Source organism: Burkholderia sp. F1, assembly GCF_050813845.1.
GTDB classification, from domain to species: domain Bacteria; phylum Pseudomonadota; class Gammaproteobacteria; order Burkholderiales; family Burkholderiaceae; genus Burkholderia; species Burkholderia ubonensis.
This window is the reverse complement of sequence record NZ_CP172421.1, coordinates 472,005-488,286: the sequence shown is the minus strand read 5'-3', so window position 1 is coordinate 488,286 and position 16,282 is coordinate 472,005. Positions and strand designations below refer to the sequence as shown.

Here is a 16,282-nt window from a genome sequence, read left to right as displayed (position 1 = left end):
TGACGATGCCAATCTGCTCGACAGACGACCAGGTCGCATCACATTCGGGGCAGACGTAGATCGAACGATTCTTCTCCTTGATCGTTGCTTCGACGATCTCATCCTGCCTGCATCTTGGACAAATCATCTTCCGGCTCCGCCCGCGCATTGGATGTCTGCCATGGTAAAGCCCCACCAGTTTGGCGGTGTGATTCCGTCGTCGACGTAAGCACTTCCGTAGTACCAACTGACCTTGCCGAAGCAGGCCGACAGCCCGCGGAAGTACTCTTCGATAGCGGCGAAGCCAATGCTGACGGGTACAGAGAAACACCTGATTTGATCCGCCTCGGCGCCCACGCCGTCGGGCAACGCCACGCGAAACGCGCGATCAATTTGCTCGCGCTCCTCGGCTGGCAATGCGTCTTCCACATGGATCTGCACACATACGTTCCCCGACGGCAGACGATTTCTGCCGGCATTGCCCGGAACGCGATTCGAATGATGTCCCCCTTCCTTGTACTGCCAGGAGAGTGTCCACAAGCGCGCCCCCATTCCTTTCGGCTGTTCGGCGTGAGGTCACCGGTGGCAAAGGCAGCCGCCTCCTCGAAGATATCGATCACGCTTGAGTCATCCATTGCAGTTCGCTTTGACAGGCATCACGGCAGCACTCAATCCGACTGGAAATTTGAAAAGACGACCAGCTTGCCGTCCGGATATCTGCCGTTCCAGCCGCATGGAAAACCGCCATCCAGATACGCGCCGAGGATCTTTTCCCAAACTGCCGGGAAATATTCGTTGGCGTAGCACTGGAAGAGGATGCCAATGTCCCTGATCATCAATTCCACCAGTGGGCAAGACACGGAGTTCCGCCATTTGAAATCCGCACCGTTGAAGTTCTTCCGTTCGATGCCCCAGAATTCGTTCCTCCATAGTTGATGCTCGATCTGACGGCTCCAGACGAAACAGTCCGGAAACACGCTATCGCCCTCACTCACTGATTCCCACTCATCGAAGTCGTCGAACGAATCGTCAGTCGCGAAGCGACGCGCAGTCGCAACGTCCAGAACGACTTCGTTTTCGATGGAGTTGCCGCGATATGCCTCACCGTAAAATGCGTCCTGCTGCAGGAAACGTACAAGCGGATCGGCTGCGGTCAGGATTTCCTGCCAGGATCTCATGGCATGCCCCCGTTGCAGCGGCCGGGACGGCTAAAGTCATCGCACCAGATCGTCAGCACAGACCATCCCTCCATTCAGCGAAAACGCAACCGCATCACACAGGTTCGAGAAACTCGCTCTTACATACGAAAAGTACAGGTCCACCGCATCCTCGCAGTTGACCCGATAGTCGTCATAGCAGACTGAGAAACGGCTATCGCTCCGCCGAAGGAAATATCCGCGGGTGGCGGATTCGTTGTCTTTTTCGTAGCAGGTATTCACCCCAATTGCGTTCTTCGCGCTCAATTTGGCCCTCACCCTACCAAGGTCAATATTCAGCTCGATCATGTCTGCTCCATTCGATGCATACGTGTTCCGTGGCCATTGTCAGCACTGGCTAGCAATGTCACAGGACAGCCGCCCGGCTCTACCTCATGTAACCCGTCTTAAGCAATTACATGTTCGTCGCCATTTCAATATCGGATCGAACGCGTTCTCGCAAGATGCAGGTCATGCGTGAGCGCTCTGCCAGTCCGATCCTGCGCCCCAAGCTACGCGCTCGCCCCGAGATACACGATTTCATACGCCTCGCCCCACTGGACAAATTCGTCCGGCAGCACTTTCAGCAAATCGTGGTCCTCGCGAATTTTGACGCCGGATGCAAACACAACCACATCGCCCCTCGAATCGCCGTAAGCAGTCAGCTCGACCAAGCAGTCGCCCTTCCCCGAAAATGCTGCGCGCCTGCAATGGCCATGTTCGTCGATGTCATCAAAGAGCGTGACGCCCGATGCGGCTAGAGCCAGCTGACAAGATCCAGTCAAGAGTCTCAATTCACCCGAATCACGCTACTCACCAAACCCCGCCATCGAGTAGCCATCAGCCTCAACCCTAAAACACTCATCATAAAACCATAACAAATATACATTTCTCGATCCAACATCCCGACCACCAATTAATTGGTCGAAATTACTCTTGGAAATTCCCCCAAATTCACGCTCCATCGAGTCATAATCAATGCACTCAAAGCGCCCAACCCCTTTGAAAGCAACCGAAAACGGAAAATCTTTCTTGTAGGCACCCCCATCATCAGCCCGCATCGACTTACTGAATCGCGCAGAAAATTCCAGGCTTTTATCTGAAGCATTGTAGACAAAACCGCCAAGCCAAAAAGCCGTCCTGGAACACACAATTCCAATAGGCGTATTTATTGCCACCACACCCAGTTCGGACATATCGTCTTACCCGCACTCTCAGCAGAAAATCTTCTCAAGACCGCCTCCCTTTTTAATTTTATCCGGAGTCGCTCATCGACTACTTACATCAACCCCGATCATCTTCGCAGCCGCAAGCCGCCCATTATCAAGCGAAAATAACATATTAGATTTACGCCTTGCGCGCAAGAGATCGAACACCCCCCTTGAAAACGTCTCACCATAACCGTTTTTCCCAAAGCGAATAATTATCGCACTACACATAGCCAGCCCAAGTGAATTGGTCCATTCAATAGGATTGATCCTGTAGGCACAAATATTCAGCCCCCCCGAGTTGACCTGCCCCCGCCACAAGCGCTGGTTGGAAAACGCCCGAAGAAGCCATGGCCAAGGAACTGGCAGCCGCAGGATTGCCAAAACGTTGCGCTTGATTCCAGAGACCGCCGATCACCATATGCCAGGGTTGTCGCCCCCCTGCCAACACCAAGGGCCGCGACAGCGGCCCTTGGTGTTTAATGCAGCCCGGCCATCGCAAGCCTCAGAATTTCCTGCAAATTACCAGGACCGCCGTATCCGATGAGCGCGGCGAGATGTGTATTAGCCTATGGTCCGCAGCAGCCCCTCCGTATGCTTGTCGCGCTATCCCACCCCAAAAAGCGAATCGACGACGTTCTTGATCCACGCCTTGACGTCGCCCCAGGCGATCTTTTTCTGCCTCAAAACTCTTCTCAGAAAGATCGCTGACCACGCTATGGAAAAGCCTATGGCGACACATAAACTTAAAATTGAAAATGCGCCCATTAGAATTAAAGAGTTCCAGTTTTCCTTAGAATTCCAGGCGACTTTTCTTTAAACTCCTCTACCTTCCTCTTTGCAAACTCCAAGAGCGATGACTCACCCTCATCATCAAATTCCGTTCCATATGGCAAAACGCCCAAGAGATTCCTCCATCGCGCATCTGAAAATTATTCGTTGCCCGCCTCTTGGCATTGCTGTCGTCCGCGCTGCCACGCCGCGCCCGCACTCTTAAAGTTCCAGAGCGCCCATGCTCCAACCCCGACTCCTGCCGGCGCTCCCAAACCAGTACTATCCAGTCCACCAGAAGCAGCCATTTTCAATGCACCTGTACCGTACAGGCGGCCTGCATTCATCGCATTTGCGCTACTTATGGCCTCGGCTTTTTCTTTTAAAGCGCCCCCGGATGGCGCATCTTCAAGTTCCTGCTCGCGCGCATTCTACCGACAAAATGCACGTTAAATCAGACAAATAGCCTGATTTAACGGAGCCGGTCACCCGAACCCGCCCACCACCCGGACGGTTGCAATCAGGGCCAATTCCGCTACCGGTTGCGTCTGGTTGCGAGTAGTGTCTAGCTACCCCGTGTTTCGGCCGCCGGACGATGCGCCGGCCGTCCCGATTGCGCGTCGCGCCCGTCGTCGGCAGGCGGTCGCTGCCGGGCTTTTACACCACCACTCTGGAGATCCGCCATGAAACCTTCGAAGTTCCTGCTCTCGAGCCTGCTGCTCGCGTCGGCCCTGGGCTTCACTGCCGTTGCCGCCCACGCGGAAGACCTGCTCGATTCGGTGAAGCAGGCCGGCGTGCTCAGGATCGGCCTGGAAGGCACGTACCCCCCGTTCAACTCGCGCGGCACGTCGGGGCAGCTCGAAGGATTCGACGTCGACGTCGCGAAGGCGGTCGCGGCCAAGCTCGGCGTGAAGACGCAGTTCATCCCGACCGAGTGGAGCGGCATCATCGCGGGCCTGCAGGCCGGCAAGTTCGACGTGATCGTCAACCAGGTCACCATCACGCCGCAGCGCAAGGAAGTCCTCGACTTCAGCCAGCCGTACACGTATTCCGCGGCACAGCTGATCCAGCGCAAGGACGACAAGCGCGACTTCAAGTCGCTCGAGGAGTTCAAGGGCAAGAAGCTCGGCGTGACGCTCGGCACCAACTATGACCAGATGGCGCGGACGGTGCCCGGCATCGAGGTGCAGACCTATCCGGGCGCGCCGGAGAAGCTGCGCGACCTCGCGGCCGGCCGGATCGAGGCGACCCTCGACGACCGCCTGATGCTGCCTTACATGATCAAGACGTCGAACCTGCCGCTGCGTCCGGGCGCGGTGCTGAACGGCGGCAAGCAGGAAATGGCGATCCCGTTCCGCAAGGGCAATCCGAAGTTCGAGAAGGCGATCAACGATGCGCTGACGTCGCTGAAGCAGGACGGGACGCTGAAGAAGATCTCGATGCACTGGTTCGGCAGCGATGTCACCGTGCCGGTCGCGCAGTAATCGATTACATCGTTCGGCGCGTGACGTCGACTGGCCGGTCACCCGGTCGGCGTCACGCGCGGCGCAGGCATCGATCCGGCGGTCGATGGCCCTGCTCCCGGTTCAGGCGGCCTCGTCGAAACGGGCGAGCAACGCCTGACCGACCGGCGTCAGCGCAGGGCGCGCGGCGACCGGATTCGCATGCACCTGCGTGTCGTCCACCAGACGCTTTTCGACGAGCACGGTGAAGGCCGGATTGGCCAGATCGACGCTGTCCGGCGCACGCGCAATGCGCAGCAGCAACGAGAATTCATGCGGACTCAGCATGGTCCTTGTCTCCCTGTGTCTCCGGCGGTTCGGCGCGAACCGCCTTCGATCATCTTCTGGAATGAAATGGTGCAAGCGCGCGGCGTCACCGGCGGCGCGTGCATGGAACCGTCGCGGCTCCACCGCGCAGCGCAATGCGCTCCGTCCCCTGGAAACGTTCCCGGCTGGCACATTGGACCGGGGCAACGCGTTTGCAGGGACGGCGAGGTCGCCGTCGCGAGAACGTCAAACCATATTGGGTCATCGTGACGCGTACGTGACACCAAAAAGGGGCGCGCAAGCGCGCGCTCCACGCGATGCGCGGCGCGTCGTGCGGCGCGATTCGATGCTCAGCGCGTTCGGTCGTCGCCGTCGGATTCTTCCTGCTCGAGGATCGCGAGCACGCGTGCGGCCCTGCCGTGCAATTCGCGTTCGAGCTTGATTTCCTGACGGTCGTCGGCCCGGAGCCACGTATACGCATCCAGCACTTCGGTGCTGGTCGGGCCGATGTCGAGGATCTGCGCGATGACTTCGTCCTCCATCGGACCGACGATCGCGCGGATCTCGCTTGCCGTGGCCGTGGAGCCTGCTGAATGGTGCGTGACTGACATGATGACGCCCCCATTAAAGACGTGCGCGGCCGGCCGGATATCGGTGCCCGGGGAAGCGGGCGATGCGGGAGAACGGCCGGCCGCGCCCAGGGCGGCGGCCGGAATCGATGCGCCGCCGCCGTTGCACGACACCGTGTCAGGATACGCCTTTGTGGCGGGAAGAACGGGGCATGCCGTTCAACTGCACGCATCCAGCCCGATCACGCCGCTGCGCAGCATCACACGCCCGCGATCCTTGATGAACGACAGACTGAACGCTCGGATACGTTGACCGCTTACGCATTGAGCACGGCCCGGATCCATCGCGAAATTGAACTCGGAAACGCACTGATTCGCGGGAAGCGTCGACGACGTGCGCGCCGCATCCGGATGGCGAACCCGGCCGGGGTAATACAGGTATGCCGAGTCATGCGTGGTCTTGAACGCGCCGAACACGTCCGGATGCCGGCCAACGAATGTCGCAACGGCACGCGCGCGTGCCGGGCCGCCGGATGCACGCGCGAGCGACTCCGACAGCTCCACGATGTTCGTGCCGAACGTGAGTTTGGGCGCCGAATACGCCGCGAACGCGTCGGGCGACGGGAATGTCGCCCAGAAATCGCGGTCGAGCTGCCTGACTTCCGTCTGCGTCAGGCAGTCCTCCGACACCGGCCGCGCGAAGACGGACGCGCTGCCCGCCACGACCATCGAAAGCGCCACGGATGCGCACCACGTCTTGACGATCTGCATTTTTCTTCTTTTCGGCAAAAAAATTTAAATTACAGCGACCGCAGACAAGTTATCACTTTTGTTGCACTCAAAGAATGCGACCGCGAGTTTAAATACTGGATGCAGCATCATATTGCGGCGACGACTCGCGACATTCATCGAAATCCAGTCGGACCCGAGTTTTTATAAATCCATTTGAAGATATAACCCAGGCATTTTCGTCACCCCACACCAATATTTCAGCACTCGCTATTCGCCCCCCCCTTTCAATTACCGTAGTGAAGCGAATTAACGAACATCACTCAATTATCGATTCGGAAGCAACGGCCGCACCTGCGTCACGCAACGCACCGGCGCGCGCTGCCGGGATAACGGCAAGAGTGAGCGATGCAAGCACGGTCCTGCATTTCAGCATGGAATCCTCTCGGTGACTTGTCGTGTGGATTAGCGCTGGCACGACGTGACAGGACAGATTTCCTCGGCGAGATCAGTGTCGTCAATTTGCTTCATGAGGCATCCTGCGGCAGCGAGGACAAGCACTCTCCCCATCCTTTTGCATGACCGCATTCAACTCCAGCGCTGCGGACTTGCACCGCCTCCGCCGACGCTTCCATCCAGTCTGCCACCCGTCTCAAACAAGGCCATAAGCCCGCCCACCAGTTTAAAAGGGTGATCAAGGATATATTTCAGAAAGGCAAGCGAGCTAGAAATCAAATCTCCCGACGCATCCTCGAGACAGGCGCAGGGTGCGCGGCCGTACGCCCTGGCGGACCGGGCCGGCCGACGTCGCGGAGGGCGTCCCGGGTGATCCGGCTCCTGTTCGCGACGTGCGGGTCAAGGCACTTGCGTCGCACGCGCGCCATGCGGCCGCAAAGTTCGACATCCTATGCAAATAGCAGCTCATGACCGGTGAAGCAGTCGCGCACGAAACCGCCCTGCGCAAGCCACGTCGCCCCACGATGACATGGTCGGAATTGCAAGCGCCGTGCCGTCAGCCAGGTCGGACGCCCGGTATCGTCTTGCGGATCGACCACCGAACGCGCGCCGTACATCGTCTTGTTCCGTGGATCGGACAGAACCGTCAAGCGCTCCGAAGCGCAGTCGTGCGGCTTGCACGCGCTCATCGACATGGGCCGGCGGCGGTCGCGCCGTCAGCGCATGCCGTCTGCGCGACACCCGGCACCATCGCGGCGGCGATCCATGAAATCTCAATCTTCATTTCACGCCTTCTCAATCAACCAGGAATTCCCTTCAATCCTTACGCGAGCAGGAAGCTCGCTCCTCGAGCAAACTCGCCGTCTTTACCTTGCGCCGCGAGTGAATAGCCGATGTTTGCTACGTTGCGCCAGCCGAATCCGCACGGGTGGTTGTGTATAATTCCGCAACAAAAAAACCGACTGCCTTGCACCATTTTCATCCGCGCACGGGGAAGCGTCCGCATGGACAAAAACAAGTATTCAATTACGTTCGCCTGCTACAACCAGGTGGATTATACCCGTCAGTGTATTGACAGCATGGTCAAGCACGGGACACCGCTTGATCGCGTCGTTGCTGTCGACAACGCGTCAACCGACTCGACGCGCGAATATCTGCAGACGCTGCCGCTTGGCGGCTACGTCCACAACCGCGACAACCTCGGCTGCGGCGCCGCATGGAACCAGGGGATCCTGCATCAGCAGGCCGAGTGGACGGTCGTGATGAACAACGATGTCCTCGTCTCCGCGAACTGGATCGAAAACCTGATCGGCACGGCGGAGCGGCTTGGCCTGCTCGTCGCGTCGCCGGCCATGATCGAAGGCCCGCTCGACTACGATTTCGATACGCTCGCAACCGCATGGAGCGACAAGATGCGCGACGCGCAGCGCCCCGGCGCGCGCCACGCGGTCTGCCTGCTCGTGCACCGCAGCGTCTGGATGCAGGCCGGCTACTTTCGCGCCACGCCGAGCCTGCTCGGCTATGAAGATACGTTATTCTTCGACGAGCTGGACAAGGCACGGATTCCGTCCGCGATCGTCGGTGGCGCATGGCTTCATCACTACGGCTCGATCACGCAGACCGCCATGAAGCGCGAGCGCGGACTCTCCGAGCGAAGCGGCCTCGGCAACCGCACGAACTACCAGCTGCTCCGTCAGAGCTGGTTGACGCGCAAGCTGAACAAGATGCGGCGTGTCCGGCAGAACCGCGCGTGGCACGACACGGAGCTCGCACGCTATGGGATGACCGTGCACGGCACCCGCAAGGAGCACGATTTCGAATGGCTCTGACGTGCGCCTGCGCACGTGACTCTTTCCGGCGCGGCGACATCCGCGCCGCATGCCGGCATCCGGCTATGTACCGGGATTCGGCGCGCTCGAATCCGTGATCTGGAGTGTTTGCTGAATGTCCAATACGACGGCCCCCAAGGTTTACGACTGCTTCTGCTACTTCAACGAAGACATGTTGCTGGAACTCCGGATGGAGATCCTGTGGGATCACGTCGACTACTTCGTCATCGCCGAATCGCGCTACACGCAGGTCGGCGACCCGAAGCCGCTGAACTTCGACATCCGGCGCTTCGAGCGCTTCAAGGACAAGATCCGCTATCTCGAGGTCGATCACCTGCCGCCCGGCCCGCCGGACTACTGGAAGAACGAGAACTACCAGCGCAGCTACCTGATCAACGGCCTTCACGACGCCAGGCCCGATGACCTGATCATCGTGTCCGATCTCGACGAGATTCCGCGCCCCGAGTGCATTCGTCTCTACGATCCGAGCCGCTATCTGCGCGCCGACCTTCACCAGTATTGCTACGCGTACTTCCTGAACAACCGGCTGCTCGAGAACGACGGATTCGCGGACTGGATCGGCACGCGGATCACGACCCTTCGTCATCTGAAGCAGTTCTTCAACAACGTCAACGCGGTCCGCTCGTACAAGTCGTCCGGGCTGCTGCGCTCGCTGAAGCGCTCGTGGTTCCGCAAGTATCGCGTGCAGCACGTGCGCGACGCGGGCTGGCATTTCTCGTGGGTGACGAGCCCCGAGATGATGATCGTGAAGATGAAGAGCATCGCCGACCAGAAGTTCGTGAAGCCGGAATTCCAGGACCAGCAATTCATCGAGAGCCGGATCCGTTCCGGGAAGGACGTGCTTGACCGACCGCTGCGCTACGCGCCGCAGCCCGTCGAGGCGCCGCAATTCCCGGCCCAGATTACCGGCGCTCGCGACAAGTACGCGACGTGGCTCATCGAGCCGGCCGCGCATTGAGCGCTACACCTTCGCCCCACACGTGCACGCCAGTGCCTTGACATGCCGGCGACGAACGTTTCTCCTCCGATCGACCGATCATGATGAACAAGTGTATTGCACGCTATGTCGGACATCCCGGCGCTCCCTGGCTCGACGCGTATGTGCTCGCGATCGCGGCCGCGAGCGTCATGGGGCTCCTGTCGCTGCGTGGCGTGACCAACGCGAGCCTGCTCCTGCTGCTGGCGCCAACGCTGGCGGCAGCAGGCTCGATCCGGGGCGACGCACGCGAGCGCGGCTCGAATTCGGCAATGGGGTGGATGTGCATCGCGCTCGCGCTGCCGATCGTCTCGGTGCTCATCGGGCAAGCGCTGCGCGGCGACTGGATCGCGAAGGCTTACGACGCGCCGTCGCGCATCCTGCTCTCGATCGCCGTCCTGTTCTATTTCCGCTACAAGCGGCTTGATTTCGCGCGGCTGATCGGTGTCGTCGCGCCCGTCGCGCTGCTGATCCTCGTCGCCGAGGTGAAGCTCGATCCGCGCGCGACAACAGCCTGGGGGGGGCGTTTCGCGACCTACTTCGTCGATACCGACATGTTCGGCGTCTATGCATTCATCCTCGGAATGCTCAGCTTGTTCGGCATCGAACCGGGCCAGTCGCGGCCCGCGCGCGCATTGTCGATCGTCGGCGTCGTCGCCGGCCTGTATCTCGTGGTGGGCTCGCAGACCCGTACAGCGTACCTGTTGATTCCGATCGCCGCGGCGCTGTGGTTTTGGCTGAAGCGTCCGTCGATCAGCATCAGGCATTTCGTCGCGCTCGCGGCGCTCGGCATCACCACGCTCGCGATCGTCCTGTCCATGCATGACGACACATCGACGCGGATCGTCAGCATCTACCACGAACTCGACATGTGGCTGAACGGGTCGAATCGCGACACATCAGGCGGCCTGCGGCTCACGATGTGGCACATGGCGTGGGAGCTGTTCCTGCAAAGCCCTTGGCACGGCTACGGCGACACCGGGTTTCGCGCGTATCTCGGTGAACCGGGGATCACCGCTTTCGCGAGTCAAAGCGCCCGGCTAACCATCTCCGCGGGCCCGCATAACGAACTGCTCGCCAACATGCTGCGCTCCGGCATCGCGGGCGCCGTCGCGGTCGTCGCGCTGTTCGCGGTGCCGATCGCAACGTTCTGGCGTGCACGCCGATACAGCCCGCGCGCGCGCATTGCAGCCGACATGGGGCTCGCGCTTACGATCTGCCTGATGCTCGCGGGCGTCGCGTTCGAGATGTTCACGCTGAAGTACACGGCGACGTTCAATGGCCTGCTGATCGCCGGTCTCGCGGGTCAGGTGCTCGCCGAGCGGCGAAAGTCAGAGGGTTCAGCCGGGCGATGAAAAACATGTTTCGATTGATCGACCGTTGTGTCGCGGCGTCCACCAGGATTCCGTATGAATGGGTTCCGCACGATCCGGCGCGCTATCTCGGCAACACGCCGACACTGAAGATCGCGAAGAAATTCCTGCATCGACGCTTGTCGCTTGCGGCAGGCGGCCAACTGCCGCTTGCTCGCCAGACCTTGCCGCGTGATGCGCGGATATTGTGGCTATATACGGGCAAGAGCAATTTCGGCGACGCGACGATGGACATGGCGGGCCGCAGCCTGCTGCGCGGAGCGGGCATGAGCATCGATCTGCTGACGCTGCCCAAGCTCCGTCCGCTGTTCGAAGAAGACGACGTGTTCTCGAACGTTTTCGATCAGGTCGACGATGCGCTGAAGCGCGACTACGACGCCATCCTGTTGAACGAGTTCAATTTTCCGTCGATCCGGCTGAAGAAGGAGCATTTCAAGCGACTGCCGTTCGCGAGCCTGTTCGGATATTTCTACGGCCCGGACCGCAACCAGACTCAATTCAGCTTTGCCGCGATCAACCACATTTTCGAGCTCGGCCTGACGCCCGCTTATCTGCGCAATATCGCGAAGCCATACCTCCATTGCAACGTGTCGACCGAGCGCAGTGTCGACGCCATCGTGCCCGACACGCGCTACATGTGCATCGCGGTCGGAGGCATCGACCCGCGACGCACCTATGAACGCTGGTCCGAACTGCTGTCGGCGCTCGACGAAGCCACCGACATCGACGTACCGCCGACCATCGTGCTGCTCGGGGCCCCGAACGGGGCCGACGCTGCCGAAGCGATTTGCAGGCACGCCTATGCGCGGTTTGACATACGCTCGTCCGTTGGACAGCTGAGCCTGCTGCAGTCGCGCGCGATGGTTGCGCGCAGCGCCGTGTTTGTCGGCTGCGACGGCGGCATGATGCACGTTGCCCACTCGACCGATGCAGGCTCCGTCACGCTGTTTGCGCATATCGAGCCGATGCATCTCCGGTTGACGCCAAGCTGCAATTCGATCGGAATTCAAAGCCGCGGAGCAGTCAGCGAAATCGATGTTCCAGAGATTCTCTCGGCACTTCGGAGCAAGTTGGGAAGCACATCGGGACAACTGCTGACAGACGCGGCCTGATGCCGGTCAGGCCGGGGAAAGTGACAGCCGGCAATCAGTCGCAAGCCTCCATTCCGAGCATGCCGGTCCGCAGCATGACACGCCCGCGATCCTTGATGAACGACAGAAGGAATGCACGGGTGCGCTGACCGTACACGCATTGGCTGCTTTTCTCGTTTCCGGCGAAGTTGAATTCGGACACGCATCGATTCGCGGGAAACGTCGCGGACGTGCGCACCGCATCCGGATGGCGATCGCGACCCGGGTAGTACAGATACGTCGAATCGAGCGCCGTCTTGAACGATCCGTACAGGTCCGGATGCTGGCCAAGGAAGGTAGCAACGGCCCGCGCACGCGCCGGGGCCCCAGACGCATACGCGAGCGACTGCGACAGATCTGCGACGTTGGTACTGAACGAGAAGTTAGGGGCCGCATACGCCGCGAATCCTTCGGGCGACGGGAAAGTCGCCCAGAAATCGCGGTCGAGCTGCTTGACCTCCGCCTGCGTCAGACAGTCCTCCGCAGGCTGACGCGCAAAGGCAGACGCGCTACCCAACGCTGCCATCGAAAACACCACGGATACGCACCACGTCTTAACGATCTGCATTTTTGTTCTTTTGGGCAAAAGCAATGTGGAATTCATCGTTGAAGGGCTTCGGCGCGCTCGTTTCGAGCTTCACGCCGTCGGCCGGTTGTTCCTGCGCGAATCGCGGATAGCCGTCCTCGATCATTTTACTGACTTGCTGCGGTTCCGCTCAGCGCGATTCATGATTTTGCTGCCGTCACGCATCACGCACTTGCAAAGTGAAATCACATTTCCCGAACCCGTTTGCGCATCAATTTATTACGGCACCCAGACAATTACCTGACGCGATTGGTATTTAATAAAGCATTTTGCAATCCAGCCCACCAGAATTCCTGAAGTTTGGTTCTAGATTCGAGAAATACGCTATTTGTTGAAATACCAACTCTTCAGCAATACGTTCCGGAGCCGATATAGTGCCGAGTGAGCATGTTGCACGCCACCGGTAGTGCGCACGTTTCTGTCGAGCAAGCACTGCAAGTCACGAATAACCGGATGCCAAAATCGGCGCGACAGGTGCTCATTCGGGTTTCGGTCGAAACCCGCCACTTCAACAGGAACAATAAGATGAAGAAGAGAAGCACTTCGGGGATCGCACGGCTCACGCTGTGTGTTGCCGCGACCGCGATGCTCGCAGCATGCGGCGGCGGCGGATCAGGCTCTGGCTCATCCAGCTCGTCCAGCGCGACGGCCGCAAGCTCGATGAGCGGCACGGTCGCAATCGGCAACGCGCTCGCGGGCGCACCGATCACGGTCATCGACGCCACCGGCAAGACGGCCGCGGCAACCTCGGGCAGCAACGGCGCATATAGCGTGTCGATCAGCGGCCTCACGGCGCCGTTCGTGATTACCGCCACCGATCCGTCGGGCGCGTCCGGAACCCTGTACTCGGTGGTTGCCAGCACGGCAACGAGCAACGGCGCGCCGGTGACGGCCAACATCACCCCGCTGACAACCGCAGTCGCGGCACTTCTCACGTCGAGCGGCAATCCGCTCACGCTGACGCAATCGGGCGGCCTGACTGCCGTCACGTCGTCCTCCGTGTCGACGGCGGTCGCCACGCTCGACACGGCGCTCGCGTCGATCCTGGCCGCGAACGGCCTGTCCGCCGCGTCATTCGATCCCGTCGGCGGCATCTTCTCGCCCAACCAGAGCGGCGCGGACGCCGTGATCGATTCGGTCGCAGTCGGGCCGGCAATCAAAGGCACGGGGCTGCAGCTCACGAGCCTGGCCGATCCGGACACGGCGATCGCGCTGAATCGGAGCACGGCCGGCGCGACGCCGCTGCGTGCCCCGTCGCAGCCCGCGAACTACCTGGCGACGCTCGTCTCGCAACTCGGTCAGTGCATGAGCGCGATGCAGGCTTCACCCGGCACGAGCAATCCGGCCTGTTCGTCGGCCATCGACGCGAGCTACCAGAACGACGGCTTCACGAGCTTCGGCACGCGCCACACGTTGTTCACGAAAGGCACGACGCTCCAGGGCGTGAAGACCGTGGCGTTCCTGCCGGCGGGCACACTGCCCGCGATCAGCAACCCGGCCGCGCTGGTGTACTTCCTCATCACGGAGGCTGACGGCACGCCGAACTTCGCAAGCGACATCGTGCAGCGGCTTCCCAATGGCACCTGGGACATCATCGGCAACCAGGCGCAATTCGACATCTACATTGCGTCGTTCGTCGGCCGCGTCCAGTTCACCAACACAGCGGACGCCGGCAACGGCCGTTTCGAATCCGGCCTGAACATCCAGATTCCGGTGGACGTGCCTGTCAACGGTACGCGCCAAGCCGTCGGGTCGGCGCTGGTGAGCGGCCCCGGGCTGCCGGCGAGCGGCGTCTACATGCTCAGCCCCAATGCCGGCATCGGACCGAATCTGACGTTCCCGCTCAAAGCCGTCACGGCGCCGCCCGCGCGGGCGTCGACCAGCGTGCCGTCCTGGCCGGACGTCGGCATGAGCACGCAGTACAAGTGGTCGTGGGCGTCGCTGTCCGGCGGCGCCAGCGCATTCGCGCCGACCACGCCGGACTATGCTTCGGCACCGGTTGACGTATCGACTATCCGGCAGCACGGGGTGTACACGATCACGCTGTACGATGCCGCCGGTCAGCAGATCGGTACGCCGCAGAAGGTCGTCAACATCGCGCCGAACATGAATGCGTCGGCCGGAGCAACCGTTCCGTGGCAGACGCTGGGCAGCGATGTGATCGCGAACCTGCTGACGGCCGGCGGCTCGGGTACGTCGACCGCATCGTCTACGACGATGCCGACGGCCAGCATCGACTGGACGGCGCCGGCTGCCGGCCTGGTCTATCCGAATGCGTGGATCGCGATCAATTCGCAGGGCGCCGCGCAGTTCGTGAACGGCGTCGAGGCGTATCAGGCGCAGCCGTATGACGTGATGCGCTGGATCACGCCGACGATCAACGGCACGACGTACTCGAGCACGCTGAGCGGTTACGTCGATCAGCTGACCTCGACCGCCAACGGCGCCCACGCGGAATCGGCCGTTCAGGTCCAGCTTGGCTGGCAGGCGGCGGGCGATTACTACATCAATACCTGGCAGTACAACAACTGAGCTCGGGGCTGCGTCGTGAACCCCGAATGCGTCGGGGTCGAGACTCGGTTTGAAGATGTCTGAGGAGGGGCGTTGCGAGGGATCGCGGCGCCCCCTCTTTTTTCATCGGCCATAGCGGCCGGTCGCGCAAATGTTGGAAGACGCGTGATGCGCCGTTCATCAAGCCCAAGTACGCCGCTCGGCAGCATCACACGTGCACGATGGCTTGCGATGCGATCTATCGGGTACGCTCGCAGATCGAGAAATACTTGAAAACACGCCGTGCCCGGGGACGGTCAACCTCGACCGGTTTGCCGATGGAGATGGAGCATAGGAATGATGCAAAACCACAATAAAGAAGCGCGCTTGAATGGCTTTTCAGGAATTCATTCGATTCGGGCCCGAACAAAATCCTTGTGGGTCGTTTTGCTTTGCTCCATGGCGTTGGGTTGTAAAGCCCAGAGCCAGGCGCCTGCTCCGAACAATGTCACGCCGGCGAGTTCTGGATATAAAACCGAGATCTTCAACCTCGTAGATCCGGCCGGGAACCAATATGGGACGGCAACCGGGCGGGCGGTGTCAGCCGCGTTCGATCATTTTCTGAATCTGTCCGGCCTGGATGTGAAAATGCTTCGAAAGCGTTTGCTGAGCGGCCCCGCGACGGAAGGATCACTTTGGAAAGTAGGCGAGTCTCGTGAGTGGCTCTATCAAATTTGCCAAGAGCATCAATGCAACGTCACGAATGTGGCGCTGTTGTTTGACGAACAGTCCCACCGCACGGCCGGGCGACTGCTGTATCGCTGCACGCCGCAATGGCTCGGAAGCCCAAGCGACGCGGAAAAAGCGCTGATTGAGCGTGAATACCCGATCAGGATCGACGCAGACGACGCTAGAATTTTTTGCAAGAAGCAGTGAGCGATGACCAGGAATTCACCGTGCCATGACGTACCCGCGATACGGTACGCCAAGCGCCGGTAACGGGAGTCATTCGGATGCTCGTGGAAGTGCATCCCGTCACCGCCCATAAGCTTGTACGGCTCGGCGGCGGGCACCGAGTGCAACGGTGTCGACGCTCGGTCTGAGAAAGCCTGAGGAGGGGCGCTGCGAGGGATCGCGGCGCTCCTCCTTTTTGTTTGCATAGGTCGTTGTAGCTGCGCGACCAACTGCTCAGTTGAACTC

19 protein-coding genes are annotated in these 16,282 nt (G+C 60.4%); 8 read left to right on the top strand and 11 right to left on the bottom strand.

Features of this window, described 5'->3' with window-relative positions:
• Positions 1-123 precede the first annotated feature (123 nt).
• The 5 genes from ACFIMZ_RS02410 to ACFIMZ_RS02390 all read right to left on the bottom strand — a co-directional run bounded on the left by ACFIMZ_RS02410 (position 124) and on the right by ACFIMZ_RS02390 (position 2,371).
• On the bottom strand, positions 124-519 hold the full coding sequence (locus tag ACFIMZ_RS02410; RefSeq protein ID WP_431821232.1) for a hypothetical protein: 396 nt from the start codon (positions 517-519) through the stop codon (positions 124-126).
• 128 nt (positions 520-647) lie between these two features.
• Positions 648-1,157 carry a hypothetical protein gene (locus tag ACFIMZ_RS02405; protein ID WP_431821231.1) on the bottom strand — a complete coding sequence of 170 codons (510 nt, stop codon included), beginning with the start codon at positions 1,155-1,157 and terminating at the stop codon, positions 648-650.
• Between the two features lie 36 nt (positions 1,158-1,193).
• A complete protein-coding gene (locus ACFIMZ_RS02400; RefSeq protein ID WP_431821230.1) occupies positions 1,194-1,484 on the bottom strand; it encodes a hypothetical protein in 291 nt (96 codons plus the stop codon).
• Between the two features lie 203 nt (positions 1,485-1,687).
• Complete coding sequence (locus ACFIMZ_RS02395; protein WP_431821229.1) at positions 1,688-1,849, bottom strand: hypothetical protein; 162 nt, start codon at positions 1,847-1,849, stop codon at positions 1,688-1,690.
• A 135-nt stretch (positions 1,850-1,984) separates the two neighbouring features.
• Positions 1,985-2,371, bottom strand: a complete 387-nt coding sequence (locus ACFIMZ_RS02390) for a hypothetical protein (RefSeq protein WP_431821228.1) — start codon at positions 2,369-2,371, stop codon at positions 1,985-1,987.
• 1,466 nt (positions 2,372-3,837) lie between these two features.
• Between ACFIMZ_RS02390 and ACFIMZ_RS02385 the strand changes: the two genes are divergently transcribed.
• Positions 3,838-4,638, top strand: coding sequence for a transporter substrate-binding domain-containing protein (locus ACFIMZ_RS02385; protein WP_431821227.1), 801 nt, complete (start codon positions 3,838-3,840; stop codon positions 4,636-4,638).
• A 102-nt stretch (positions 4,639-4,740) separates the two neighbouring features.
• Here ACFIMZ_RS02385 and ACFIMZ_RS02380 read toward each other — a convergent pair whose 3' ends face one another.
• The 4 genes from ACFIMZ_RS02380 to ACFIMZ_RS02365 form a co-directional block, all read right to left on the bottom strand.
• Positions 4,741-4,944 (bottom strand): hypothetical protein, encoded by a 204-nt coding sequence (locus tag ACFIMZ_RS02380; protein WP_431821226.1) that lies wholly within the window; start codon positions 4,942-4,944, stop codon positions 4,741-4,743.
• Between the two features lie 329 nt (positions 4,945-5,273).
• On the bottom strand, positions 5,274-5,534 hold the full coding sequence (locus ACFIMZ_RS02375) for a hypothetical protein (RefSeq protein ID WP_431821225.1): 261 nt from the start codon (positions 5,532-5,534) through the stop codon (positions 5,274-5,276).
• Positions 5,535-5,711: 177 nt separating this feature from the next.
• Complete coding sequence (locus ACFIMZ_RS02370) at positions 5,712-6,263, bottom strand: hypothetical protein (RefSeq protein WP_431821224.1); 552 nt, start codon at positions 6,261-6,263, stop codon at positions 5,712-5,714.
• An 863-nt stretch (positions 6,264-7,126) separates the two neighbouring features.
• Positions 7,127-7,366 carry an Ivy family c-type lysozyme inhibitor gene (locus tag ACFIMZ_RS02365; RefSeq protein WP_431821223.1) on the bottom strand — a complete coding sequence of 80 codons (240 nt, stop codon included), beginning with the start codon at positions 7,364-7,366 and terminating at the stop codon, positions 7,127-7,129.
• 315 nt (positions 7,367-7,681) lie between these two features.
• On the opposite strand from ACFIMZ_RS02365, the gene ACFIMZ_RS02360 reads away from it, so the two are divergent.
• The 4 genes from ACFIMZ_RS02360 (at position 7,682) to ACFIMZ_RS02345 (ending at position 11,988) form a co-directional block, all read left to right on the top strand.
• A complete protein-coding gene (locus ACFIMZ_RS02360) occupies positions 7,682-8,506 on the top strand; it encodes a glycosyltransferase family 2 protein (protein ID WP_431821222.1) in 825 nt (274 codons plus the stop codon).
• Positions 8,507-8,621: 115 nt separating this feature from the next.
• Complete coding sequence (locus ACFIMZ_RS02355; protein ID WP_431821221.1) at positions 8,622-9,485, top strand: beta-1,4-mannosyl-glycoprotein beta-1,4-N-acetylglucosaminyltransferase; 864 nt, start codon at positions 8,622-8,624, stop codon at positions 9,483-9,485.
• Between the two features lie 80 nt (positions 9,486-9,565).
• Positions 9,566-10,858 (top strand): O-antigen ligase family protein, encoded by a 1,293-nt coding sequence (locus ACFIMZ_RS02350; protein WP_431821220.1) that lies wholly within the window; start codon positions 9,566-9,568, stop codon positions 10,856-10,858.
• A 5-nt stretch (positions 10,859-10,863) separates the two neighbouring features.
• Positions 10,864-11,988, top strand: a complete 1,125-nt coding sequence (locus ACFIMZ_RS02345; RefSeq protein WP_431821219.1) for a glycosyltransferase family 9 protein — start codon at positions 10,864-10,866, stop codon at positions 11,986-11,988.
• A gap of 34 nt (positions 11,989-12,022) precedes the next feature.
• Here ACFIMZ_RS02345 and ACFIMZ_RS02340 read toward each other — a convergent pair whose 3' ends face one another.
• Entirely contained in the window at positions 12,023-12,610 is a 588-nt protein-coding gene (locus ACFIMZ_RS02340) for a hypothetical protein (protein ID WP_431821218.1), read from the bottom strand.
• On the opposite strand from ACFIMZ_RS02340, the gene ACFIMZ_RS02335 reads away from it, so the two are divergent.
• On the top strand, positions 12,600-12,836 hold the full coding sequence (locus tag ACFIMZ_RS02335) for a hypothetical protein (RefSeq protein ID WP_431821217.1): 237 nt from the start codon (positions 12,600-12,602) through the stop codon (positions 12,834-12,836). The two genes, ACFIMZ_RS02340 and ACFIMZ_RS02335, sit on opposite strands and share 11 nt — an antisense overlap.
• Positions 12,837-12,939: 103 nt before the next feature.
• On the opposite strand, the gene ACFIMZ_RS02330 is transcribed toward ACFIMZ_RS02335, so the two are convergent.
• A complete protein-coding gene (locus ACFIMZ_RS02330; protein ID WP_431821216.1) occupies positions 12,940-13,263 on the bottom strand; it encodes a hypothetical protein in 324 nt (107 codons plus the stop codon).
• Here ACFIMZ_RS02330 and ACFIMZ_RS02325 point away from each other — a divergent pair.
• Both ACFIMZ_RS02325 and ACFIMZ_RS02320 read left to right on the top strand, forming a co-directional pair.
• The gene (locus ACFIMZ_RS02325) at positions 13,253-15,124 is read left to right on the top strand and encodes a cell wall anchor protein (RefSeq protein WP_431821215.1); all 1,872 of its coding nucleotides are present in this window, start codon (positions 13,253-13,255) and stop codon (positions 15,122-15,124) included. The genes ACFIMZ_RS02330 and ACFIMZ_RS02325 overlap by 11 nt on opposite strands.
• Positions 15,125-15,439: 315 nt before the next feature.
• Positions 15,440-16,018, top strand: coding sequence for a hypothetical protein (locus ACFIMZ_RS02320; RefSeq protein ID WP_431821214.1), 579 nt, complete (start codon positions 15,440-15,442; stop codon positions 16,016-16,018).
• The last annotated feature ends 264 nt before the right edge of the window (positions 16,019-16,282 follow it).

Excerpts from the sequence above, each read along its gene's own strand:
- ACFIMZ_RS02405 (WP_431821231.1), bottom strand. The coding sequence starts at position 1,157 with ATGAGATCCTGGCAGGAAATCCTGACCGCAGCCGATCCGCTTGTACGT.
- ACFIMZ_RS02400 (WP_431821230.1), bottom strand. The coding sequence starts at position 1,484 with ATGATCGAGCTGAATATTGACCTTGGTAGGGTGAGGGCCAAATTGAGC.
- ACFIMZ_RS02390 (WP_431821228.1), bottom strand. The coding sequence starts at position 2,371 with ATGTCCGAACTGGGTGTGGTGGCAATAAATACGCCTATTGGAATTGTG.
- ACFIMZ_RS02385 (WP_431821227.1), top strand. The coding sequence starts at position 3,838 with ATGAAACCTTCGAAGTTCCTGCTCTCGAGCCTGCTGCTCGCGTCGGCC.
- ACFIMZ_RS02380 (WP_431821226.1), bottom strand. The coding sequence starts at position 4,944 with ATGCTGAGTCCGCATGAATTCTCGTTGCTGCTGCGCATTGCGCGTGCG.
- ACFIMZ_RS02375 (WP_431821225.1), bottom strand. The coding sequence starts at position 5,534 with ATGTCAGTCACGCACCATTCAGCAGGCTCCACGGCCACGGCAAGCGAG.
- ACFIMZ_RS02370 (WP_431821224.1), bottom strand. The coding sequence starts at position 6,263 with ATGCAGATCGTCAAGACGTGGTGCGCATCCGTGGCGCTTTCGATGGTC.
- ACFIMZ_RS02365 (WP_431821223.1), bottom strand. The coding sequence starts at position 7,366 with ATGAGCGCGTGCAAGCCGCACGACTGCGCTTCGGAGCGCTTGACGGTT.
- ACFIMZ_RS02360 (WP_431821222.1), top strand. The coding sequence starts at position 7,682 with ATGGACAAAAACAAGTATTCAATTACGTTCGCCTGCTACAACCAGGTG.
- ACFIMZ_RS02355 (WP_431821221.1), top strand. The coding sequence starts at position 8,622 with ATGTCCAATACGACGGCCCCCAAGGTTTACGACTGCTTCTGCTACTTC.
- ACFIMZ_RS02350 (WP_431821220.1), top strand. The coding sequence starts at position 9,566 with ATGATGAACAAGTGTATTGCACGCTATGTCGGACATCCCGGCGCTCCC.
- ACFIMZ_RS02345 (WP_431821219.1), top strand. The coding sequence starts at position 10,864 with ATGTTTCGATTGATCGACCGTTGTGTCGCGGCGTCCACCAGGATTCCG.
- ACFIMZ_RS02340 (WP_431821218.1), bottom strand. The coding sequence starts at position 12,610 with ATGAATTCCACATTGCTTTTGCCCAAAAGAACAAAAATGCAGATCGTT.
- ACFIMZ_RS02325 (WP_431821215.1), top strand. The coding sequence starts at position 13,253 with ATGAGCGGCACGGTCGCAATCGGCAACGCGCTCGCGGGCGCACCGATC.
- ACFIMZ_RS02320 (WP_431821214.1), top strand. The coding sequence starts at position 15,440 with ATGATGCAAAACCACAATAAAGAAGCGCGCTTGAATGGCTTTTCAGGA.